A 22,460-nucleotide genomic window follows, 5' to 3' on the forward strand; every position below is an offset into this window, starting at 1 on the left:
CGATTGACTTCAATGGATCGCCGCCAGGTTCCCTCGTTCGTGTCACCCGGATGGAATAGCGCGAAGCGGTACGAGGCTGGTACGGAGGGCTGGTGAGGCCCGGAATAGCGTCGAATATCGGCAATTTCCCCCGCTTTGCCATAGTGGCTCGGGGTCACTCTTGCGTCAACGCCGAGTTGACCGGTTCACGTCGCGTGAATAGCGACTGAAAACAGTGGTCGAAGGATTGTCGTACTGGCAGACTGGGGCCTCATGTCTGAAGGACTCCAGCCCGGTCGCGAGCCCGATCGCGACCTGCGAACCACCGAAGTCGATCTCGGCGGCCTGGTCGGCGTACTCGCCACCCACCTGTACTCCACTCCCCTGGTCGCGCTGCGCGAACTCGTCCAGAACGCCCACGACTCGCACATCCGCCGCAGGCTGGAGGACCCCGACAGCACCGTCCGGCCGGTGATCAGGGTCCGCGGCGACGCCGAGCGGCGTACCGTCGCCATCGAGGACACCGGAGCCGGGCTCACCGAACCCGAGATCCACGCCTACCTGGCCACCGTCGGTACCGGCTACACCCGGCTGCTGCGCGAAGTCACCGGCGACCAGAGCCTGATCGGCGCCTTCGGTCTCGGCTTCCTCTCCGCCTTCTCGGTGGCCGAGGAGGTCGCCGTCACCACCACCTCGCACCGTGAGCCCGCTGCCGGCCACCGCTACCGCAGCCGGGGCGGCGAGCAGTACAGCGTCGAGGCCGTCGCGCCGCGCCCGGTACCCGGCACCGTGGTCGAACTGCTGCTCAAGCCCGAACACGCCCACCTCGCCGACGAGTACGCACTGCGCGAGGCGCTCGCCCGGTACTGCGCACTGCTGCCCATCCCGGTCCACGTCGGCGACGACCCGACACCCGTCAACGACGTGCCCGTGCCCTGGCGGCAGGAGGTACCGGGGGACCCGCACACCGCCCGGATGCGCTTCGCCACCGCCTTCGGCCGCCGCTTCGAGCCGCTCACCGCCTTCCCGGTCACCCCCGTCGACGGCACGACCGACGCCGTCGGCCTGCTCTGGGTCCAGGACGGCGGCACCTACGGCAGCAGCGACAACCGGGACCTGTCGGTCTACCTGCGCGGCATGCTCCTCTCCGAGGACGCCCGCGACCTGCTGCCCAGCTGGGCCGGGTTCATCGGCGGCGTGATCGAGTCCACCCGCCTCACCCCCACCGCCAGCCGCGAGGACCTCCAGCGCGACGAGCACTACCGCGCACTCCAGCAGGCCCTCGCCGACGCCGTGGTGGACGGCCTGTACGAGACCGCCAGGCTGCACCCGGCCGCCTGGCGCCGCATCCTCGCCCGGCACGGCCAGGACCTGCTCGGCGCCGCGCTCTGCGACGACCGGCTGTTCACCCTGCTCGCCGACGACGTCCCGGTCCCCACCTCGCAGGGCGACCTGACGGCCGGTGCGCTGCGCGCGGCCGGCGGCGGCGCGGTGCACGTCGCGCTCGGCAGCGGCGGCGGCTTCGAGGAGATGCTCTACCGGGCCATGCAGGTGCCGATCGCCCGCGGCGACCGGTACGCCGTCCTGCCCTTCCTGCGCCGCTACGCCCGGCTGCGCGACTGCCGGATCGTCGAACTCGGCAGCGAGAGCGGCAACCGCGAGCTCTTCCGCGACCCCGAGCGGCCGCTGCCCGCCGAGGAGGCCGCCTGGCTCTCCGCCGCCCTCACCGACCAGGGCGAACAGCTGGTCCCGGCCCGCTTCGACCCGCCGGGCCTGCCGTTGGTCCTGGTCCCCGACCGGGAGGCCGAGCTCAAGGCCAGGATCGAGGACGACCAGGCCGACGCCCGTATCCCGACCGCCGCCCTACGGCTCGCCCGTGCCTTCACCGCGAAGACCGACGGCACCGTCAAGGCCAGGCTCTACCTCAACCTCGCCTCGCCCGCCGTCGAACAACTGCTCACCGCCTACCGCACCGGACACACCGGCAGCACCACGGCGGCCGGCCTGCTGCGCTCGTTGAAGGTCATCATGGCGGCGGCCTCGGGCTCCTCGGGCTCCTCGGGCGGGGACCTGACAGCCGCCCTGGCGGGTGTCGGCACAGCCGTCGCGGCGCTCACCGCGGCCGTACCGGAGGGACTGTCAGTGGTGCCGGACACACTGTCCGGAAGCGGCCGGCACGACGCGCTCCAGGGGGAGGGGACGGCATGACCACCGACATCTGGGCCTGGGTCCACGACGTTCACGGCGACTTGGTCGAGTCCGGCCAGCACCGGCTGGCCGACGCGCTCGCGGAGATCGCCGGGCACGCCGTCGAGGGTCGCAACGAGCAGCTCGACGCGATGTTCCCGGAGGCCATGGCATCCGCCCGTGCGCTGGGGCTGCCCTGGGTCGAGGTCTTCCTGCGCCACTGGCGGCTGCAGAACCTGCTGAACAAGCGTCACCAGGGCGAGGCCGCGATGGCCGAGGCGGTCTCGCTGCTGGAGTTCGCCCACCGGGAGGAGACCGCGACCTGCCCGCAGTCCGTCTGCGCCGTCCAGGACTTCACCATCTGCCACGCCAACATCGACGGGCCCGGGTACGTCACCGAGCGGCTCGCCGTGCTGGAGGAGACGCTGGAGCGGGTCGAGCCGGCCCGCGCCTGTTTCGACTGCCTCTCCCGCGAGTACGCGGACACCCTCGAGGACGACGGCCGGGCCGAGGAGGCGCTGGCCCACCTCGACCGCGCGCAGGCCCGGATCAAGGCCGCCGACCAGCAGGTCTCGCTCGCCTTCGGCCACAGCCGTGCCTCCGCGCTCCACCGGCTCGGCCGCTACCAGGACGCCCTCGCCGCGTACGACGCCGCAGAGCTCGGTTACGTCTCCGCGCGCCAGAAGCCGGACGACGACGACCGCCGCAAGCTGGCCGTCGGCCGGGCGGTGATGCTCGCCGCCCTCGGCCGCACCGAACTCGCCCTGGAGCAGCTGCCGGGCGTGGCGGAGGCCGAGCGGTACCCGGACATCCGCTACCGCTGGGCCACCGCCGTGGAGTCGCTCACCGCCGCCGGCGCCTACCCGAACGACGCCGAGCTCGGCACCCGGCTCGCCCACTGGGTCGGCTACCTGGACACCGCGGGCTCCCACCGTCCCTGCCTCGACCTGCTCTTGATCGCCGGCCGGCTGGCGCTGCGCCGCGGCGCCCGTACGGTCGCCCTGACCCTGGCGGCCACCGGCGAGCGCAAGCTCACCCGCCTGCGGCGCACCGAGGGCGTGGCCGCGCAGGTCGCCGCCCTGCGCGAGGAGGCCGAGGGGCTGCCCGTCCCGGCGCTTCCAGTGCCCGCCGCCGGGCTGATCGACTGGCTGGCCGGGCAGGAGGTTCCGGCCGAGCACGCGGTCGACCTGCTCGCCGCCGCCGTGCCGGCCCCTGGCGCCGACACCGGGGAGGCCGGCCCCGCGCTCACCACCGACCTGGTGCTCAACCTCGCCGGAGCGCTCGGCAGTCTGGGCCACAGCGCTGCCGCGGCCGAGCTGCTCCGGGCCAGGATGGACCAGGACGAGGGGCACGAGCAGCTGGTCCTGATGCTCTCCGGGCTGCTGATCGACGCGGGCGACGGCGAGGGCGTGAAGCGGCTGGCCGACCGGCTGATCCAGCACCGGCCGGCCGACGCGCACTGGACCAGGGCCCGCTGGGCCGCCGCCGAGGGCCGCTGGGCCGAGGTCGGCGAGCACTGCGCCGCGCTGCTGGCCGTGGACCCCTCACGGATCAACCCGCGCCGGCTCGCCGCCTCCGCCGCGACCAGGCTCGGCGACCACGCCACCGCCCAGCGGCTCTACCAGGAGCTGCTGGAGCACGCACTGCCCTCCGAGGGCACCCCGCCGGAGCTCAGGCACCGGACGGTCCAGCAGCCCGACCTCTGGCACCTGATCACCGCCGCCACGGCCAACCGGGACTGGGCGGTGGTGCGTTCGACCGGCGCCCTGCTCGGCATCGGGTTCGCCACCGACGGCGGCCCGGTCGACGAGGAGTGGCAGCTGGTCACCATCCGGGCGACCAGGACCAACGGCTCCACCGCCGACCTGCCGGCCGTCCGCACCGGTCCGGCGAGCGCTCGGATCCTGCCGGTGCTCGGCGAGGAACTGCCGCTCAACCACCGGGACGTCGTGGTCTTCGGTCCCCAGTTGCTCAACGAGCCGCCCGCCGAGGGCGAGCCGGACGAGAACTGGCGGCCCGCCTTCGAGCTGCTCGTCCTGCTCGACCCGGCCGGGTACACCACCTACTGGCTGGACGGCGGCTGGCCGGGCCGCGAGGCCTGGACGGCACTGCGCGAGGAACTCGGCGAGGCGGGCTACGGCCTCTGGGTGTACAGCACCGGCGACTACGCGATCACCGATCCTGCGGACGAGGACGGCGAGCTGCCCGGTGTCTACGCCGCGCTCGGTGTGCCGCCGACCGCCTCGGCGGTCGAGGCCGACGCCCTGCTCACCCGGCTCACGACGGCCTGGGAGCACCCGCTCAGCTGGCCCGAACTGGCCGAGGCGGCTGGTGTGGACGTGGCCCTCCACCGGCGGATAGCCGAGCGCTACGGCCTCTGAACACGCCCTCGGGCGGCCCGGTCGGCTTCTCGGGGGCGCGGGAGACTCGTACGGTTTCGCAGTGCGCTCCCCGTGCCCTTGAGCAGCGCCCCGGCCGGCCCCCGAGCGCGCCCGGGCTCACGCCGTCCAGCCCGGGCTCACGCCATCCAGAAGAAGACGGCGGTCATCCGCTTGTCCTCCAGGGTGCTGCCCCAGTACCCGGTGGCGCTGTGGATCATGTTGGAGGTGTAGAGCAGCAGGCGGTTGTACTTGTTCGCCACCCGGACGTCCTCGGTGAAGGCGTCGGGGGAGACGAATCGGGTGCGCAACGCGTCCACCAGGTTGTTGTGCGGCGCGGTCACCAGATTGCCGCCGAGGGTGCCGCCGGGCAGGCTCTGCCGGTAGAAGCTGGTGCCGCAGTCCCGGGGCACGTCCGGGTTGAGGTAGAGCACCGCGGCGTACCGGCACAGTGCCCGGGAGTCGGTGTGCGGCCGGACCTGGCCCTCGTCCCGGCCGACGACCTGGACGCAGTTGTGGTTGAGGGTGGCACCACCGGGGGCGGTCTCCTGCCAGAGCCTGCCCGCGCCGGTGGCCTTCATCACCTGCCGCTCGACCAGGGCGAGTTCCTCGGGTGTCAGTCCGGGCATGGCGCGCAGCCCCGGCCAGCTCTCCGGCTTGTACGGGTAGCCCTCGGTCCAGTCGTCCTCGGCCAGGCAGCGGGCCCGGACGGCGTCGACGTCGGGCAGCACGTCGTCCAGCACCCAGTAGTCCCGCCCGGGTGTGGGCTTGCGGTAGGGGAGGACCGGGAGTGGTGGGGTCCTCTGCGGCCTCGGAGGCATTGGCATGGGCAGACCATACAGTTCGGGTCGGTCGGCCCGCCCCTGCGAGAAGGTCAACCTTCGGTCAACTCAAGGAAGTTGGCCCTCACCTTGGTGAATACTTTACCATTTCATTGCTCGGGCAATACCGGCCGTACCACCTGTCAGGGGTTCAGCGCGTGACCAGCCTCGCCCTCGGCCCGTCCTGGCTCGATCCCACCGCCCTGATCTCCGCCTTCGGCCTGCTCGGCATCCTCGTGGTCGTGTTCGCCGAGTCCGGCCTGCTGATCGGCTTCTTCTTGCCCGGCGACTCGCTGCTGTTCACCACCGGCCTGCTGGTCGCCGACGGCACTCTCGGCTGGCCGCTCCGGCTGGTCTGCCCGCTCATCGTGGCCGCGGCCGTGGCAGGCGACCAGGCCGGCTACCTGTTCGGGCGGAAAGTCGGCCCCGGTCTCTTCCAGCGCCCTGACTCCCGCTGGTTCAAGCAGGAGAATGTGGAGAGGGCGAGCGCCTTCTTCGACCGGCACGGAGCCAAGGCGATCGTGCTGGCCAGGTTCGTCCCGGTCGTCCGCACCTTCGCGCCGATCGTGGCGGGCGTGGGCCGGATGAACTACCGGACCTTCGTCCTGTGCAACGTGCTCGGCGCGGCGCTCTGGGGCGGCGGCGTCACCGTCCTCGGCCATGTGCTCGGCCGGATCGGCTTCGTCCGGGACGACATCGAGGCGATCTTGGTCACGGTCGTCCTGGCGTCGGTGCTCCCGGTCGTGGTCGAACTGCTGCGTGCCCGCCGGGCGGATCGCGCGAACCGGCACCGGCCGGTGGACGAGTTGGTCGAGTAGTCGGCGCAGAGGCTTCCGCTCCGTATATGTGCGTTCGCGCGTTCGATCAGGCAAGGTGGGACAAAAGATCACATCGGTGGCCGGATGCCACCAGGGGCGGCGAGGAGTGGTAGTGCCTAAGCGGGGCCGAGGCCGATCGGGCGGCGGCAAGAAGGTCAGGGGCGGGCGGGCGGTCAGGCCGGAGCCGAAGCCCGTACCACCGCGCGAGGCGCCGCCCACCGAGGGGCTGCTCGGCTCCGCGGCGCCGCCCGTCGAGCGGCCCACCGTCATCCCGCTCGCCCCGCCGCCGGTCGAGACCGAGGGCCTGCTGCGCCCGGCCGAGCCCGAGCCGTCGGACGCCCGCCCGGCGACCGGCCCGGAGGACACCCTCACCCCCGAGGTCTGGCGCGCCGTCGGCTACGGCCTGCCCGCCGGTCTCGACGTCTCGGCCCTCAGCCCCGGCGCACCCGGCGCCGCGCCCTGGCCGGACCGGATGCGCACCCTGCTGCGCACGCCGATGTCCGAACGCCCCGCCTTCGAGCGCACCCAGCGCGAGAAGCCGGAGGCGGCGAGCAAGAAGAACATCCCCCGCGTCCTCGACCTGACGCTGCGGATCGCCGAGCTGCTGCTCGCCAGCGGCGAGGCGGCCGAGGACGTCGAGGCCGCGATGCTGGGCATCACCCACGCCTACGGCCTGGACCACTGCGAGCCGCAGGTCACCTTCACCCTGATCGGTATCTCGCACCTGCCCTCCCTGGTCGAGCCGCCGGTCACGGCCGACCGGGTGGTGCGCCGCCGGACCACCGACTACACCCGGCTCGCCGCCGTCTACAGGCTGGTCGGGGACATCACCGCCGAGAAGATCTCGGTCAACGACGCCTACCGCCGCCTCGCCGAGATCCGCCGCAACCGGCACCCGTACCCGGTCTGGCTGCTGGCGCTGGCCACCGGCCTGCTGGCCGGGTCGGCGTCGTTCCTGGTGGGCGGGCGGCTGGACGCCAAGGCATGGTTGGTCTTCGCCAGCGCCTTCGTCGCCGCCATCCTGGGCGACCGGTTCGCCGCGCTGATCGCCCGCCGCGGTCTGCCGGAGTTCTACCAGTTCGTGGTCGCCGCGATGCCCGCCGCGGCCTCGGGCATCGTCCTCTCGTTCAACCACCTCGGCCTGCGCGGATCCGTGGTGATCACCGGTGGACTCTTCGCCCTGCTGCCCGGGCGCGCCCTGATGGCCGCCGTGCAGGACGGCCTCACCGGCTTCTACATCACTGCGGCCGCCCGGCTGCTGGAAGTCCTCTACCTGGTCGCGGGCATCATCATCGGCGTCATGCTGATCCTCTACCTCGGGCTGACCTTCGGCGCCAAACTCAACCCGAGCGAGAGCCTGACCGGCTACAGCCACCCGCCGGTGCAGCTGGTGGCCGCGATGCTGGTGACCTTCGCCTTCGCGATACTGCTGCAGACCGACCGCAGAAAGCTCCCGCTGGTCACCCTCAACAGCTGCATCGGCTGGTCCACCTACGGGGTGCTCACCCTCAACGCCCACGTCTCCGCGGTGGTGGCCACCGGGATCGCCGCCGGCATGGTCGGCCTGTTCGGCCAGCTGATGGCCCGTTACCGGCACGCCTCCTCGCTGCCGTACGTGACCGCCGCGATCGGCCCGCTGCTGCCCGGCTCCGCGATCTACCTCGGTATGCTCTCCTTCACCCAGAACCAGCCCGTCACCGGCCTGGTCGCGGTCGGCCGGGCCGCCGCGCTCGCCCTGGCGCTGGCCGTCGGTGTGAACCTCGGAGGCGAGATCGCCCGCCTCTTCCTCAAGCAGCCGGGCGCCGAACTGTCCCTCGCGGCCTCGCTGGGCGTGCCGCGCCGAGCCGCCAAACGCACCCGGGGATTCTGACCGGGTGTTAGCCGGAAGGCGCCCCGAGGATCACGGAACGAAGGCACCGCGACCCATGACCAGTACGCTTTTGGACGGTTACCGCACGCATATCGTCACCACGCACAAGCAGCCGCTGTTCCTGCTGCTGGTCGGGTTCATCTGCTCCTTCGTGCTGATCAGGTTCAGCGTCCGGATGATCCGCGCCAGGGTCCGCTGGTGGCCGGGCAACATCACGCCCGGCGGCCTGCACATCCACCACATGGTCTTCGGCCTCGGCTTCCTGCTGCTCGGTGGCATCGGGGTGTTCGCCGCCAACGGCGGCCATCCGTGGATCGACTGGTTCGGCCTGGCCTTCGGGATCGGCTGCGGCCTGGTGCTGGACGAGTTCGCGCTGATCCTGCACCTGGACGACGTCTACTGGAGCGAGCAGGGGCGCAAGTCCGTGGACGCCGTCATCCTCGGCATCCTGGGTACCGCCCTGCTGCTCACCGGGTACGTGCCGCTCGGGGTGGTGCCCGGCCAGACCGCATCCGCCGAGGCCGGCCGTTGGGGCGTGGTCGCGGTGATCGCGGTGAACGCCCTGGTATCGGTCGTCACCCTGCTCAAGGGCAAGGTGTGGACGGGTCTGCTCGGCATGATGGTGCCCGGGCTCTCCTGGATCGGCGCCGTCCGGCTGGCCCGCCCCAGCAGCCCCTGGGCCCGCTGGTGGTACCCGAGCCGGCCCCGCCGCGCGGCGCGTGCGCTACGGCGCGAGCGCCTCCTGCACCAGCGGGCGGACCGGGCGCGCACCTGGCTCTTCGACCTGATCGCCGGGGCGCCCGACAAGGTCCCGGCGCACCACACCGCCACCCACCGGGTCGCGGAGCGCATGGCGGCCCGGGCCACCGCACACCTCGACGCCCATGCCGCCCGTGCCCTCGCCCGCCGCTCCGCCCGGCTGGCCGACCGCCGCTCGGCCGCCGCAGCCGGTGCGGCCCTCGCCGCCGCGACCGACCCCGCACGGCACAACCGCGCACAGCAGCGCCGCCGCGTGGTACGCGCCGGGCGCAGCCGCGGCTACGCCGTGCGCCTGCCTGCCTGGGTCGGCCGGCCGGGTGCGGCCGGCGGCCTTCGCGCCGGTGTCCGCCGGGGCGAGGGTGGCACGCCGGGCTCCGGGGCCGCCTGCGGGCCGGAGGCCCGCACGGGCCGTCGCTACCCCGGGCACCCCCGGCTGCCCCACCCGGCACCCCGGCGCTGACCGCGCGGCCGGCGTTCACCGGCTAAGTCGCGGGCGGAAGCTGACGCCGGATCGGCGGAGGGCACATCTCACCCGACAGGGCGCACGGGGATGACCTCGGCTTGATGCGAGATCTGAGATATTGCGTCGAGTGACCGAATTGTCACCTGATGAGATCTTTGATCGATTATCAGATACCGCGAGAGAGGGCCCGCCCATGGCACGCAGACTCCTGTCGACGCTCCTGCTGGCATCCTCGAGTCTGCTCGGACTGCTCCCCGCGGCCGCTGCCGCGCCGAGTGCAGTGGTGAACGTCCCGCCGTTGCTGGCGTCCCCTGTCGATCCCCCTGATCCCGCGGCCGAAGAGGCCGCCCCGGCCTGGACCGACGCCACCGTGAAGGCCGACGCCACCGTGAAGGCCGACGCCGCCGTGAGGGCTGACGCCACCGCGAAGGACGACGACGCCGACGCGATCGAGGCCCGGCTGACCGCCGCCCAGACCGAACTCGCGGACGCCGACCGGGCCGCCGAACAGGCTGTGGAGGCGTACAACGGGGCGCAGGCACAGCTGGCCAGGGCCCGTACCGCCTCGGCCGAGGCAGCCAGGCGCGCTGCCGCGGCCGAGGCGGACCGCGCCGACGCCGCCGAACGCGCCGGCCAGCTCGCCGCCGAGTCCTACCGCCAGGGCATCAGCGCCGAACTCTCCGCGATCAACGCCCTGCTGAGCGCCAAGGGCCCGCGCGCCGTCAGGGACCAGGCCACCGCCGTCGGTGCGGCCGGAGCCCGCATCCGGGAGATCTTCGACTCGGCCACCGCCACCGCCGCCGCGGCGGCCGACGCTGCCACCGCCGCCCGTGAGGCCGAGCAGACCGCCATCCGCGCCGCCGAGGCCGTACGGACGGCCAAGGAACGGGCGCAGGCCAGGGTCGAGGCCCAGCAGGCCCGGGTCGACGAGATCACCAAGCGCCGTGAGGACCTGCTCGCGGAACTCGCCGCCGCCCACAACACCACCATCGAGCAGGAGCGGCAGCGGCGCGAGGACCAGGAGTCGAGTGCCGAACTCGCCGCGGCGGAGGCGGCCAGAGTGGCCACCGAGGCCACCGGCACCCCCTCGAACCCGGCGGCGGACAGCGCCTGGTCGGCCAGTGGCGCGGAGGCGGCCGTCGCCTTCGCCCGCTCCAAGATCGGACTGCCCTACCTCTGGGGTGGTGAGGGGCCGGAGGGCTTCGACTGCTCCGGCCTCACCATGAAGGCCTGGCGGCACGGCGGCAAGTCCCTCACCCACTTCGCCGCCACCCAGTACGCCGAGTCCACCCCGATCGGCTACCACCAACTCAGGCCCGGCGACCTGGTGTTCTGGACGCACACCGGCCGCGCCGCTGACATCTACCACGTGGCCATCTACATCGGCGACGACCAGATGATCGAGGCCCCGCGCCCCGGCAGGGCGATCAAACAGGCCAGCCTCTGGATCATGGGCCGCCCGGACTTCTACGGCCGCCCGTAGCGCCCGGGCCCGCGCCGCAACCCACGTGACGCCGCTCGGCGCGAGCCGGCGGGACCGGTCGGCCCGGGCGCCCCTCGGGAGTCGGTGGAGGCTCAAAGGGAGGTGAAGAAATCCCGGCGGAGAGTCGAAATGCCCGCGTACGGTGGCCAGATGGGCAACGACACGCATGGTCGGACCGGTCAGGACATCGAGGTCAGATACATCGGCGAGGACGAACTCCCGGTCTGGGATCGGGCGATCAGCCGGGGGTTCCTCCGGCCGTACAGTGCGGACGCTACCGAGTACCGCCGCCGGCTGTTCGAACCGGGGCGCTGGCAGGGCGCGTTCGACCGGTCCGACGGGGGGCGCTGCGTCGGGACGTTCCGCAGCTTCGACACCGAGCTGACGGTTCCCGGGGGTGCCGCCATCGAGGTCGATGCCATCACCGGGGTGACGGTCAGCTCCACCCACCGCCGGCGCGGCCTGCTCAGCGGCATGATGCGCCGGGACCTCGCCGCGGCCCGTGAGCGCGGCTCGGTCGCGGCGATCCTGATCGCCTCCGAGTACAACATCTACGGCCGGTACGGCTTTGGTCCGGCGACCCGGGCGCACGGCCGGCAGATCGACCTGGCCAGGGCCGGCGGGCTCCGCGCGGAGCTGCCCGACTCACCCGGCGGCCGGATCGGCTTCGTGACCATGGAGGAGCTCGGCAAGCTCGGCCCCGAACTGCACGAGCGCTGGCGACTGACCCAGCCGGGCGCGATCAAACGCCTGCCGACCGGCTGGCAGCTGGCCACCGGCGAGGTCCAGTCGCCGGGACGCGTGTGGCAGGAGCCGTTCGCCGCCGTGCACCGGGACGCCGAGGGTGCCGTCACCGGCCTGGCGGTCTACCGCGTGGACGATGCCTGGGACGGCAGCTGTCCCAACTGCACCCTCACGGTCTACGACTTCCTCGCCCTCGATCGGGGCACCGCCGTCGCGCTCTGGCGGCTGCTGTTCTCGGTGGACTGGGTGCGCAGGATCGCGGTGGCGAACCTCTCCCCGGACGACGCGCTGCCGCTGTGGCTGAATGAGCCACGTGCGGCGACCCCGCACCCCGAGACCGCCGACCACACCTGGCTGCGCCTCCTCGACCTGCCCGCCGCCTTCGCAGCCCGTGGCTACGCCGCGCCCGGCCGGGTGGTGCTCCAGGTCGACGACCCGGAGGGGTACGTCGACGGGCGGTGGGCCCTGGAGGCCGGGGCCGACGGCGCCGGACGCTGCACGCCGACCGAGGACGAGCCGGACCTGGCACTCGACGCGGGCGTCCTCGCCTCGCTCTACCTCGGCGGTGAGACGGTGCCCCGGCTGGCCGCCGCCGCGCTGGTCACCGAGCTGCGCCCGGGCGGGGTCGCCGCGGCCGACCTGCTGCTGCGCACGCCGCTCGCGCCGTGGAACCCGGACGGTTTCTGACCGGGGAGGTCCGGCAGGCTCCGCCCGCGCCGGTCCGGCAGGCTCCGGACCGGTGCGCCAGAGCCCTGTCCGTTCGGGGGGACAGGGCTCCGCGGCCGTCCGGCGGGCCGCCGCGCGGCGGCCGGACCGGGGCCGCTACTTCGTGGTGCGGCCGATCGTCGGCAGGATGAAGTCCTGGATCAGCCCCTTGGCGTCCCGGACTATCGGGCGGAAGACCCGGAAGCGGGACAGGTTGATGATGCGCGCGGCCATCGGGGTCGAGCGGCGGACGAACTCGCGGGTGCGCTCGGTGTCCGGGGTCCGGTCGAAGACCCAGTAGAGGACGACGATCATCAGGTGCAGCCAGAGCAGGTCGGGCAGCAGCTCGGCGAGCTCGGCGTCCAGCTTCGGCGCGAGCTCGGAGCCGCTCAGCGTCTCGCCGAACAACTCCACCGCCGTCTTCCGCGCGGGGTGCGACTCGCTGGAGAAGGGGCTCAGCGAACTCGTCGGGTCGGCCGCCGTACGGAAGAACTGGGCGGCGAACTCGTGGTACTCGGCCGCGCAGTCGATCCAGGAGGTGAGGGCGATCTCCAGCCGCTCGGCGAAATCGGTGGTTCCGGCCATGCGGATGCGGGCGTCGGCGGCATGCTCGTACGTCATCCGGTCGTAGAACCCCTGGATCAGGAATTCCTTCTTCTCGAAGTAGTAGTAGGCGTTCCCGACCGAGACGCCCGCCTCGGCGGCGATGGCGCGCATGGTGGTCTTCTCGTAGCCGCGCTCCTGGAACAGCCGCATCGCGGTTTCGAGGATCAGCGCACGGGTCTGCTCGCTCTTGTCGGTCTTGGGTTGCGCCCGCCCGCCGCGCACCTCGGCTGGCAGCAGCCCGGGAACGGGCGGCCTGTGCTCCGAGGCGTCCGTTCCGGTCGGGCCGTCCGTGCCGATCGGGCTTGCCGCGCTGATCGGGTCGCTTCCACCGTTCGTCGTTGCCGCGTCGTCCACGGTCCCCGAGCCTAGCGGGACGCGATGGCGGCCCGTCCGCCGTCATCGCGTCCCGCGTGGTACCGGATTCCCCCGGAGGTCCCGGTACCACGCGGTTTGATCCCCCCCTGCCCCCTCATCACCCCGAGGTTTCCGGTGTCCAGTCGGCAACCCCCGCAGTTTCGAACGCGTTCAAAACTGCCTGGCGATAACTCTAGAGATAGTTTTGAACGCGTTCAAGTGGACGGGCATGGGAGGATCGTCACATGAACCGTCAGCCCGTCATCCGCGTCGGTGGTGCCGCCGACGCCGAAGCCGTCGCGGCTCTGCACTCCGAGAGCTGGCGCACCGCGTACGCCGGAATCGTTCCGCCCGAGGCGCTGGGCGACGGGCTGCTGGAGGAACGCCGCGAGGTGTGGGCGATCCGGCTGACCGCCGACTACGGCGAACCCGCCAGGACCCCGCTGCTGCTGATCGCCGAGCGGGACGGCGAGACGGTCGGCTTCGCCTACCTCGTCCCGCAGTCCGACGGGGGCCGGGTGCTGCTGGACAACCTGCACGTCCGCCCGGGGCTCACCGGCGGCGGTATCGGGCGCACTCTGCTTCGCGAGGCGCTGGCGCGTACTGCGCACGCCCCGCTCTATCTGGAGGTGCTGCGCGGCAACACCCGCGCGGTCGCCTTCTACGAGCGCGAGGGCGGTGTCCGCACCGACGAGCGCGACGGCCACTTCCCGGGCGGGCACGTACTGCCGGAGTACGAATACACCTGGCTGCCGGCTGCCCGGGGCGGCGCGGACTGAGCTCGGGTACCGGACGGATCGCGGGTGGGCGCGAGGTCGGCCGTCAGTCATGGTCGTAGACCGTCACCGGCACCCCCCGATCCGTCAGCCGAGCCGTGACCAGCGGCTCGACCAGCTCCCAGCGGCCGCCGGCCAGGCCGCAGCCGATCCGGGGCATGTGCACGGACGCGCCGAGCCGGAGCGCGTGCTCGCCGAGCCGGGCCAGTGCCGAGTCGACCGCCTCGTAGCGGACCGGCGCGCCCGTCGAGCGGCCCGTCCTGGTGCCCCGCTGGCCGATCAGGTTGGCCACCCACACGTACCGCTCGACCTGCACCAGCTGGACCGCGCCGAGGCCGAAGTCGTTGCCGGAGCGCTCGCGGTGCCAGCGCCGGTACGCCGCCTCCGGCGCGGGCCAGCGGCGGGAGAGCGCCACCACGAAGCCCTTGCCCCAGCCGCCCAGGTCGTTGCAGACGTGCGCGATCACCTTGACGCCCTTGCCCTGCGGCGCCGTGGCGTCCCCCCGCAGGTATTCGATCCCTGCTCTGCTGTCTTCCCCCATGGCCGCAACGCTAGCGGCCGGCACCGACAGCCACCGCCGAATTCTCCGCCGCCGAAGGCCCATGTGCGGCACGGGCCGCGGCGGGACGCCGCAGCCGGCGGTAGCCGAGCGCGGTGAGCAACACGGCCGATGCCGCGGCACCCGCCGGGAGGAGGTAGCCGGTACCGGGTGAGGCGTGCTGGGCGATCGCGCCGCCGAGCGCGGACCCGGCGGAGATCCCGACCACGATGCCGGACACGGCGAGCGACATGCCCTCGTTCAGCCTGCTCTCCGGTACTGACTCCTGGACCACCGTCATCCCGGCGACCATGGTCGGTGCCGTCCCGGAGCCGGCTGCGAACAGTGCGACGGCGAGGACGGTGAGCCCCGCCCCGGAGAGCGCGGCGGCCGTCGGCAGAAGGAGCAGCGCGGCCATCGCGGCCGTCCCCGCCAGTAGCCGGGCTGCCGCCGGCCGCCGGAAGCGGACCAGGCCGAAGGCCAGTCCGGACACGCAGGAACCGGCTGCCACCAGCGCCAACAGCCCGCCCCCGGCCGCCCGTTGGCCCAGTGCGTCGGAGTACGCGATGGTGGTGACCTCCATCGAGCCGAAGGCCACGCCGGTCGCGAGGAAGATCGGCAGCACCGCCCGCAGCCCGCCCGCCTGCCGGACGACGCCGCCCTCACCGTGTGCCGTCGGCCGCACCGGCGGTTCGGTACGGCGCTGCGCGGCGAACAGCAGCACACCGGTGACCGACAGCAGCCCGGCGATCAGCAGTCCGGCCTCCGGGAAGAACGAAGTGCAGAGCAGCATCGACAGCACCGGCCCGGCCATGAAGCAGAACTCGTCCAGGGCCTGTTCGAAGGAGTTGGCGAGATGGCGGGCGGCCGGGTCGTCCCGGTACAGGTGGGCCCAGCGGGCCCGCGCCATGCCGCCCAGGTTCGGCTGCACCGAGGCGGCCGGCCAGCAAACGAAGTACGTCCAGGCGGGCGCGCCGTAGTGCACGCAGAGCAGCAGCCCGGCGAACGGGACGGCGGCGGCCAGCACGCCACGCACCGCGACCCTCCGCTGGCCGTGCCGGTCGACCAGTCGCCCCAGCAGCGGCAGCCCGATGGCCACCGCCGCCACGCCGGCCGCCGAGACCGCGCCCGCCAGCGCGTACGAGTCCCGGCGGGCGGCGATCATCACCACGGTGCCGACACCCGTCATCGAGAACGAGAGCCGCCCGAGCAGTCCGGCCAGGGTGAAGGCGAGCGCCCCCGGTGGGGCGAAGAGGCGGCGGTACGAGGCGAGCACGGGTCTCCCGGGAGGGTGGTGGGGGGTGTGCCGCCAAGCCTCGCGGTGCCGGCCCGGGCCGGTCCAACACCTGTTCTGCCGGATTGACGCGTCCGTGTTGTCAATCGCGGGCGGCGGACGGGGTCGCTGAATCGCGTTGCTAACCTGCGGCCATGCCCGTTGACCTGCATCCGCGTCTGCTGCGCGGTTTCCTGGCCACTGCCGAGACGCTGCACTTCGGCCGGGCCGCGCAGCGCCTGCACATCGCGCAGCAGGCCCTCAGCCGGGACATCCGGGCGCTGGAGCGGGCGTTGGGCGGCGCGCTGTTCAGCCGCACCACCCGAGCCGTCCAACTCACCCCGGCGGGCGAGCAGTTGCTGCCGAAGGTGCGCCGACTACTGGCGCTGCACGACGAGATCGTGGCCGGCTCCGGCGACCGGGCGCTACTGGTCGATCTCAACAGCGCGGTCAGCGGCGCGGACCTGACCGCCGACCGGCTGCTCGCCGCCGCCCGCGCCGCGCTGCCCGGTGGCGAACTCCTCGCCCGCTACTGCGGTGGACTGGCCGGTGCCGCGGCGGAGTTGCTGGCGCACCGGCTGGACGTCTCGTTCGGGCGCTTCGCCGGCCTTCCGGCGCCGGTGCGGTCCCAACTCGCCCACACACCCGTCCGGCTGGAGCGCATGGCGGTGCTGTTGCCGGCCGGCCATCCGCTCGCCGGGCGGGCCGCGGTGCCGCTGGCCGCCCTGGCCGGGCACCCGCTCGACGTCTGCGCGGGCAACCAGGCGACCACCGAGTGGTCCGACCTCGGCCGCCGGCTCGCCGCCGAGCACGGCCTGGTGACCGCGCGGCCCTACACCCCGCCGGTCGGCGCGGACGAGATGGCCCACTACCTGGCGCGGCACGGCGAGGCGGTGCTCACCACGGTCGGCGGTCCGGAGATCCCCGGATCGGTCACCCGGCCGCTGGTCGATCCGGTGCCGCTGAGCCTGGTCTGCCTGGTCCACCGTCCGGAGCTGCGCCACCCCGGGCTGGACGCGCTGCGCGCCGCGGCGGCGGAGTTCGGCGCGCGCGAGGGCTGGTTGCGGCGCCCGCCGGGCAGCTGGCTGCCGGGGGAGGATGCCGCGCTACTGGGGTGATCCCGGGCGGAGCGGCTTCTCCCCGTCGGAGGTGACCCCGTCGGAGGTGACCGGGTCGGAGGTGACCGGGTCGGGGGTGGCCGCGTTGAAAGTGACCGGGTCGGAAGTAGCGGCGTCGGAAGTGAAAGCGTTCGGCCTCCCGGGCCGACCCCGCCGACGGGGGAGCGGCGGGGGCGGCCCGGGAGGCCGAACGTGTTCGGGGATGGATCAGGAGGCCCTGACGGCGGAGATGTCGAAGGTCAGCTTGACCTTCTCGCCGATCAGCACGCCACCGGTCTCCAGCGCCGCGTTGTAGGTGAGGCCCCACTGGGTGCGGTCGATGGTGGTCGAGCCCTCGAAGCCGACCCGGTTGGCGCCGTAGACGTCGGTCGCACTGCCCGTGAAGTCGAGGTCGAGGGTGACCGGGCGGGTGGTGTCCTTGACGGTGAGGTTGCCGGACATCCGGTACGAGTCGTCGCGCAGCCGCTGGATGGAGGTGCTGCGGAAGGCGATCTCCGGGTAGGTGTCGGCGGCGAAGAAGTCGCCGGTGCGCAGGTGCTCGTCGCGCTGGGCCTGGTTGGTGTCGATGCTGGCGACCTTGATCACCAGTTCGGCGGAGGAGTTGGCCGGGTTGCTGCCGTCCAGCTGCAGCTTGCCCTCGTACTCGGCGAACTCGCCGCGGACATTGGTCACCATGGCGTGGCGCACGCCGAAGCCGATCCGGCTGTGGGCCTGGTCGATGGTGTAGGCGCCGGTCAGATGGGACAGGTCGGGTCCGGCGGAGGCCGGTGCGATGACGGCGGCGGTGGTCTTGTTGCGGCTGAAGATGCCCATGGCTCCTCCTGAAATCCGAAGCCAGTTGTTTAGGCTTCAACTTGTTGGCTCCACCATAGCCCCATTTCGTTCAATGTTCAACCATGAGTGGGGGGATTCCCGAAGGAATCCCCCCACTGGCTCGATCCGTCGCGCGGCAACGGGTGCACGCCGGGCGTATCTCCCGGAGAACGCTCCGGGTGCCCCCAGAGCGCGCTCCGGGCGCGCCTCCCGGAGAACGCTCCCCGGTGGCCAGCCCTCCGCCGGCCATCCAGTTCAGCCCTTTGCCACCTCCTCGGCGGCGTCCACCAACTCGAAGGCCGTCCGGCCGTCGGTGCTCTCCCGGATGATGTCCGCGTGCCCCGCGTGGCGCGCCACCTCCTCGATCAGGTGCATCAGGATCCAGCGCGCGGTGCGGCGGCTGCCCGGCGGGAACCACGGGGCGGTCGGCAGCGCCGCGTCCACGTCCAGATCGGGCAGGCTGCGGATGGCCTCCTCGGTCTCGGCGGCCACCGCTTCGTACTCCTTGAGCCAGCCCGCCAGCGTCTCGCCGTCGAGCAGCCGGTGCTCGTCCGCCCAGTCGTCCGGCGTGACCTTCCCGCGCTCGTCGTCCATCAGGATGCCGAGGATCCAGAACCGCTCGCACCGTGCCACGTGCTTGACCAGTCCGGCCACCGACAGGCTGCTCACGCTGGGTGTGGCCGCCGCCTGCTCCTCGGTCAGCCCGAACGCGGCGCGGCGGATCGCGCCGCGCTGGGCGTCCAGGAAGGCCAGCAGGCCGTCGCGCTCATCGCTCTCCGCGCGCACCAGGATGGGCATGTCGACTCCCTCTCGTCGTGGGGTTGCCCCGCTTCGGTAGGACCGACGTTAGCCAGCGTTTAGGGCAGGATCTGTCCGCTACTCGACTCCGGTTAGGGTCGATCGAGTCAGTGTTCGCTCCCCGGGAGGCCAGGCCGATGTACGCCCTGCACGCGCTCTGGCGGGCCGACGGCCGCCTGGCCCTCTGGGCGGAGGACGCGCGGGCCTTCGGCAGGCCGTCCCGCGAGGCCCGCGAGGCCCGCGAGACCCGTGCGGCTGGCGCGGCCGGCGCCACGCCGCTCGGGCCGGCGGGTGGGCTCTCCGATGTGCCCGCGGTTCTCAGTGCGCCCGGCGCGGCCGTCGTGCCGGAAGCCGAGCCTGCGCCGGGAGCAGCCGCGGTGAGCCGGGCGCTCACTGCGAGCGCTGCGCGCCCGGTGCACAAGGGCGCACGTACGGCAGTGCACCCGTACGCGTGCCCCGCCGACGCACTCACGCGCCTCCTCGGTGCCATCGGCCCCGGGCTCGGCTGGCTGGCCGAACAGGCCCTCGAGCGGTGGGCCACCCTGCTGCTCCCCAGCCTGGGCGCCACGCCGGCCCCCTCCCCGCAGCTGCCCGTCGGCACCGTCCGGCGCGGTGTCACGCTGTCCTCGTGGCGGATCCCGGTACTGCTCTTCGAAGCACCCCAGGCCGCCCAGCTGCTCGGCGAACTCTTCGACCCGCACTGCTCCGTGGCCATCGCCGAACTCCCCGGGACCGGCCCGGTCGAGGTCGCGTACGGGGCCTCGCTGCGCTGGCTGACCGCCGTACACGACCTCGCCTGGCGGATGGTCGGCCAGGGCCGCGTACTGCCGGTGCTCCGCGCACGGGACGGTGTGCTCCGGGCGCACTGGCAGCCCGCACCCGACGCGGCCGCCCGGCGCGAAGCGGAGGCGCTCGCCGCGGGATGCCCGCCGGTCTGCCGCGCCGAGGACCGTCCCGGTGACCCCGCCCGGACCGGCACCGAACTGCTCGCCGACCTGCTGGACGTCCTGGTCGACCAGGAGACCCGGGTCGCCCTGGAGGCCGCACCACCCCCGTTGCGCCGTTCCCCTGCCACCACCGCCGAGTCCTGGCTGGCGGCGCTCCACACCGCCGACGGGCGCCTCGCGCCGGTGGTGCCACCGGTCCCGGCCGCCACCGAGGGCGCGAACGCGGCACGGCGGACCGCTGCGGAGCCCGCCGCGGCCGACCCCGCCGCCGCAGACCTCGGGGAGCGGCTGGCCGCCTGGCAGGCCGGGGCACCCGCGTCCGACCGGGCGCTACGCCTCTGCTTCCGGCTGTCCGAACCGCTCGGCCACGACGCCGACCTGCCGGACCGTTCGGACCTCCCCGCCCCCGACCAGCCGGCGGGCGACGACGACTGGCGTCTGGACTTCCTCCTCCAGCCCGTCGACCAACCCTCCCTCCTCGTCACCGCCGCGGACCTCTGGTCCCGCGGCCCGGCGTGGGCGGCGCTCTCCCGACTGGTCGCCGACCCCGTCGGCGGCTACACCGCGGAACTCGACCGGGCCGTACTCCGCCGCCCCGAACTCCGCGCGGCGCTCCGCACCTCCCGTCCCACTGGTCTCACCCTCGGCCGGGCCCAGGCCCTCGGCTTCCTCCGCGAGGCCGCCCCCGCCCTGACCGAAGCCGGCTTCGGCGTGCTGCTCCCGGCCTGGTGGCAGCGCCGGCCGCGCCTCGGACTGGTGCTCAAGGCCGCTCGTACGCCCGTCGCGGGGGCGCTGGAGCGGACCGGCCGGATCGACCGCGACGCGGTGGTGGACTTCCGCTGGTCCGCTGCGATCGGCGACCTCACCCTCACCGCGCAGGAGCTGGCCGAGCTGGGAGCGGCGCAGCAGGGCCTGGTTCGGCTGCGCGGCCGGTGGATCGAGGCGGACGTGGAGCAGATCGCGACCGCGCTCGCTTTCCTCGCCCAGCGGGGCTCCGGGGTGATGTCCACAACGGACGTGCTGCGCCTGGCACTCGACCCCGCCGCGCAGGTCGCCGGGCTGCCGGTCGCCCGGGTCGAGGCAGCCGGCCCGCTCGGCGATCTCCTCGCCGGCCGTACCGGCGGTACGGGTGCCGCCGGTGCTCCGGGCGACGGGGCGCACACGCCGCCCGCGCTCCCGGTCGGCTTCGGGGCGACCCTTCGCCCGTACCAGGAGCGGGGCCTGGCCTGGCTGCACAGCCTCGCCCGACTCGGCCTGGGCGCCGTACTCGCCGATGACATGGGGCTCGGCAAGACGGTGCAGACCCTCGCCCTGCTCGCGGTCGAGCACACCGAGGCAGCCGGACGGCCCTCGAAGGGCCGGGCGGCCGCGCGGGCGAACCTGCTGGTCTGCCCGATGTCCCTCGTCGGCAACTGGCAGCGGGAGGCCACGCGGTTCGCCCCGATGCTGCGCGTCCACGTCCACCACGGCGCGGACCGGGCGGCGGGGTCGGTCACCCGGGCCGTCGCGGACGGGGCCGATCTGGTGATCACCACCTACGGTCTGGTGCAGCGGGACGCCGAGGAGCTGGGCCGGATCCCCTGGCGCCGGGTGATCGCGGACGAGGCGCAGTTCATCAAGAACGCGGCCACCGCCCAGTCCCGGGCGGTCCGTTCACTGCGGGCCGGGCACCGGATCGCGCTCACCGGCACACCGGTCGAGAACCGGCTCGCCGAGCTGCACGCCGTCCTCGACTTCGCCAACCCGGGCCTGTTCGGCTCCGCAGAGTCCTTCAAGGAGCGCTACGCCATCCCGGTCGAGCTCAACGGGAACGCGACGCTGACCAGCCGGCTCCGCAGGCTGACCGGACCGTTCATGCTCCGCCGGTCCAAGTCGGACCCGGCGGTCGCGGCCGAGCTGCCCGCAAAGCAGGAGATCACGGTCTGGTGCAACCTCACCGCCGAGCAGGCCGGGCTCTACCGGGCGGTGGTGGCCGACCTCTCGCGGCGCCTGGCGGGCGTGCGCGGGGTGGAGCGCCAAGGCGCCGTGCTCGCCGCGATCGGCAAGCTCAAGCAGGTGTGCAACCATCCCTCCCAACTCCTGCGCGACCGTTCGGCGTTCGGTGGCCGATCGGGCAAGGTGGCGCGCCTGGAGGGGATTCTGGCGGAGGCGCTCGCGGAGGACGGCCGGGTCCTGGTCTTCACCCAGTACGCGGAGTTCGGCCGGATGCTCCAGCCCCACCTGGCCGCCCGGTTCGGCGAGGAGGTGCTCTATCTGCACGGGGGTGTGCCGAAGCGCCGGCGCGAGGAGATGGTCGCCCGCTTCCAGGCGCCGGACGGGCCCCGGATCTTCCTGCTGTCGCTCAGAGCGGGCGGCACCGGACTCAACCTGACCAATGCCAACCACGTGGTGCACCTCGACCGTTGGTGGAACCCGGCGGTGGAGGACCAGGCGACCGACCGCGCCTTCCGGATCGGCCAGCGCCGGGACGTCCAGGTGCGGCGTCTGGTCTGCGTCGGCACCGTGGAGGAGCGGATCGCCGAACTGATCGAGTCCAAGCGGTCGTTGGCCAAAGCCGTGGTCGGCGAGGGTGAGCACTGGCTCGCCGATCTGTCCACCGGCGCGCTGCGCGAACTGGTCTCCCTCTCCGCCGACGCGATCGGCGAGTTCGAGGCGCCGGATGACGCGAGTGCGGGCAGACCTGCCGTGGGGGTGAGTGACCGATGACCGACGCGCAGCCGTTGTCCGAGCTTCTGGACACCTTCTGGGAGGGCGAGTTCACCCTCCGTCCTGCCTCACCGGACTCCGCGGCCGGAGCGTCGTCCGACTCGGCCCTCGCCGGCCTCGGCCCTGCGGGCATCCGGATCGTCGGACGTGATCTCGCCGCCCTGCTCGCCCCCGCCTACCGCCGGCTGACCGGATCCGCCGACTGACGCCCGGCGGTGTGCACTGCCGTCCCGCCTCCCGATGAGCGCGGCCGGGCCACTGCCGCCGGGTCGGCCGGCCGCGAGCACAGGCGCGAGTCGGGCCGCACCCCGGACCCGGAGGCGG

The 22,460-nt window shown here is 73.3% G+C and carries 17 protein-coding genes; 11 read left to right on the forward strand and 6 right to left on the reverse strand.

All coding sequences use genetic code 11. The features are described from left to right. The first annotated feature begins 252 nt into the window (after nt 1-252). Both ACWDAK_RS21225 and ACWDAK_RS21230 read left to right on the forward strand, forming a co-directional pair. Nucleotides 253-2,187 (forward strand): ATP-binding protein, encoded by a 1,935-nt coding sequence (locus tag ACWDAK_RS21225; protein WP_427394198.1) that lies wholly within the window; start codon nt 253-255, stop codon nt 2,185-2,187. Continuing rightward, nucleotides 2,184-4,547, forward strand: a complete 2,364-nt coding sequence (locus tag ACWDAK_RS21230; RefSeq protein ID WP_427394199.1) for a hypothetical protein — start codon at nt 2,184-2,186, stop codon at nt 4,545-4,547. Before ACWDAK_RS21225 ends, ACWDAK_RS21230 begins: the two co-directional genes overlap by 4 nt. Nucleotides 4,548-4,684: 137 nt before the next feature. Here ACWDAK_RS21230 and ACWDAK_RS21235 read toward each other — a convergent pair whose 3' ends face one another. Then, entirely contained in the window at nt 4,685-5,365 is a 681-nt protein-coding gene (locus tag ACWDAK_RS21235) for a DUF6445 family protein (RefSeq protein ID WP_344635106.1), read from the reverse strand. Between the two features lie 158 nt (nt 5,366-5,523). On the opposite strand from ACWDAK_RS21235, the gene ACWDAK_RS21240 reads away from it, so the two are divergent. The 5 genes from ACWDAK_RS21240 to ACWDAK_RS21260 all read left to right on the forward strand — a co-directional run bounded on the left by ACWDAK_RS21240 (nt 5,524) and on the right by ACWDAK_RS21260 (nt 12,189). Further along, the gene (locus ACWDAK_RS21240) at nt 5,524-6,183 is read left to right on the forward strand and encodes a DedA family protein (RefSeq protein ID WP_427394200.1); all 660 of its coding nucleotides are present in this window, start codon (nt 5,524-5,526) and stop codon (nt 6,181-6,183) included. Between the two features lie 112 nt (nt 6,184-6,295). Beyond that, nucleotides 6,296-8,053: a threonine/serine exporter family protein gene (locus ACWDAK_RS21245; protein ID WP_344635020.1), complete on the forward strand. Its 1,758-nt coding sequence runs from the start codon at nt 6,296-6,298 to the stop codon at nt 8,051-8,053. Nucleotides 8,054-8,108: 55 nt separating this feature from the next. Then, nucleotides 8,109-9,272, forward strand: a complete 1,164-nt coding sequence (locus ACWDAK_RS21250) for a hypothetical protein (protein WP_344635019.1) — start codon at nt 8,109-8,111, stop codon at nt 9,270-9,272. A 196-nt stretch (nt 9,273-9,468) separates the two neighbouring features. After that, the gene (locus ACWDAK_RS21255) at nt 9,469-10,758 is read left to right on the forward strand and encodes a C40 family peptidase (RefSeq protein ID WP_427394201.1); all 1,290 of its coding nucleotides are present in this window, start codon (nt 9,469-9,471) and stop codon (nt 10,756-10,758) included. A 150-nt stretch (nt 10,759-10,908) separates the two neighbouring features. Continuing rightward, nucleotides 10,909-12,189, forward strand: a complete 1,281-nt coding sequence (locus ACWDAK_RS21260; protein WP_344635017.1) for a GNAT family N-acetyltransferase — start codon at nt 10,909-10,911, stop codon at nt 12,187-12,189. A 135-nt stretch (nt 12,190-12,324) separates the two neighbouring features. On the opposite strand, the gene ACWDAK_RS21265 is transcribed toward ACWDAK_RS21260, so the two are convergent. Further along, the gene (locus ACWDAK_RS21265) at nt 12,325-13,167 is read right to left on the reverse strand and encodes a TetR/AcrR family transcriptional regulator (protein ID WP_425557537.1); all 843 of its coding nucleotides are present in this window, start codon (nt 13,165-13,167) and stop codon (nt 12,325-12,327) included. Nucleotides 13,168-13,412: 245 nt separating this feature from the next. On the opposite strand from ACWDAK_RS21265, the gene ACWDAK_RS21270 reads away from it, so the two are divergent. Beyond that, nucleotides 13,413-13,946, forward strand: coding sequence for a GNAT family N-acetyltransferase (locus tag ACWDAK_RS21270; protein WP_344635016.1), 534 nt, complete (start codon nt 13,413-13,415; stop codon nt 13,944-13,946). Between the two features lie 43 nt (nt 13,947-13,989). Here ACWDAK_RS21270 and ACWDAK_RS21275 read toward each other — a convergent pair whose 3' ends face one another. Together ACWDAK_RS21275 and ACWDAK_RS21280 are read right to left on the reverse strand one after the other, a co-directional pair. After that, nucleotides 13,990-14,484, reverse strand: a complete 495-nt coding sequence (locus ACWDAK_RS21275) for a macro domain-containing protein (protein ID WP_344635015.1) — start codon at nt 14,482-14,484, stop codon at nt 13,990-13,992. A 10-nt stretch (nt 14,485-14,494) separates the two neighbouring features. Beyond that, nucleotides 14,495-15,757 (reverse strand): MFS transporter, encoded by a 1,263-nt coding sequence (locus tag ACWDAK_RS21280; protein ID WP_344635014.1) that lies wholly within the window; start codon nt 15,755-15,757, stop codon nt 14,495-14,497. A 152-nt stretch (nt 15,758-15,909) separates the two neighbouring features. Between ACWDAK_RS21280 and ACWDAK_RS21285 the strand changes: the two genes are divergently transcribed. Further along, a complete protein-coding gene (locus ACWDAK_RS21285) occupies nt 15,910-16,872 on the forward strand; it encodes a LysR family transcriptional regulator (protein ID WP_344635013.1) in 963 nt (320 codons plus the stop codon). 207 nt (nt 16,873-17,079) lie between these two features. Here the strand turns inward: ACWDAK_RS21285 and ACWDAK_RS21290 are convergent, their stop codons facing one another. Next, nucleotides 17,080-17,685 carry a YceI family protein gene (locus tag ACWDAK_RS21290; RefSeq protein ID WP_427394202.1) on the reverse strand — a complete coding sequence of 202 codons (606 nt, stop codon included), beginning with the start codon at nt 17,683-17,685 and terminating at the stop codon, nt 17,080-17,082. Between the two features lie 255 nt (nt 17,686-17,940). Continuing rightward, on the reverse strand, nt 17,941-18,483 hold the full coding sequence (locus tag ACWDAK_RS21295; RefSeq protein WP_344635011.1) for a DinB family protein: 543 nt from the start codon (nt 18,481-18,483) through the stop codon (nt 17,941-17,943). A gap of 110 nt (nt 18,484-18,593) precedes the next feature. Here ACWDAK_RS21295 and ACWDAK_RS21300 point away from each other — a divergent pair, with 110 nt between their 5' ends. Next, entirely contained in the window at nt 18,594-22,136 is a 3,543-nt protein-coding gene (locus ACWDAK_RS21300) for an SNF2-related protein (protein ID WP_449806487.1), read from the forward strand. After that, nucleotides 22,133-22,342 carry a hypothetical protein gene (locus ACWDAK_RS21305; protein WP_344635009.1) on the forward strand — a complete coding sequence of 70 codons (210 nt, stop codon included), beginning with the start codon at nt 22,133-22,135 and terminating at the stop codon, nt 22,340-22,342. The genes ACWDAK_RS21300 and ACWDAK_RS21305 overlap by 4 nt, the downstream gene beginning before the upstream one ends. The last annotated feature ends 118 nt before the right edge of the window (nt 22,343-22,460 follow it).

This window comes from Kitasatospora sp. NPDC001175 (genome assembly GCF_053598215.1).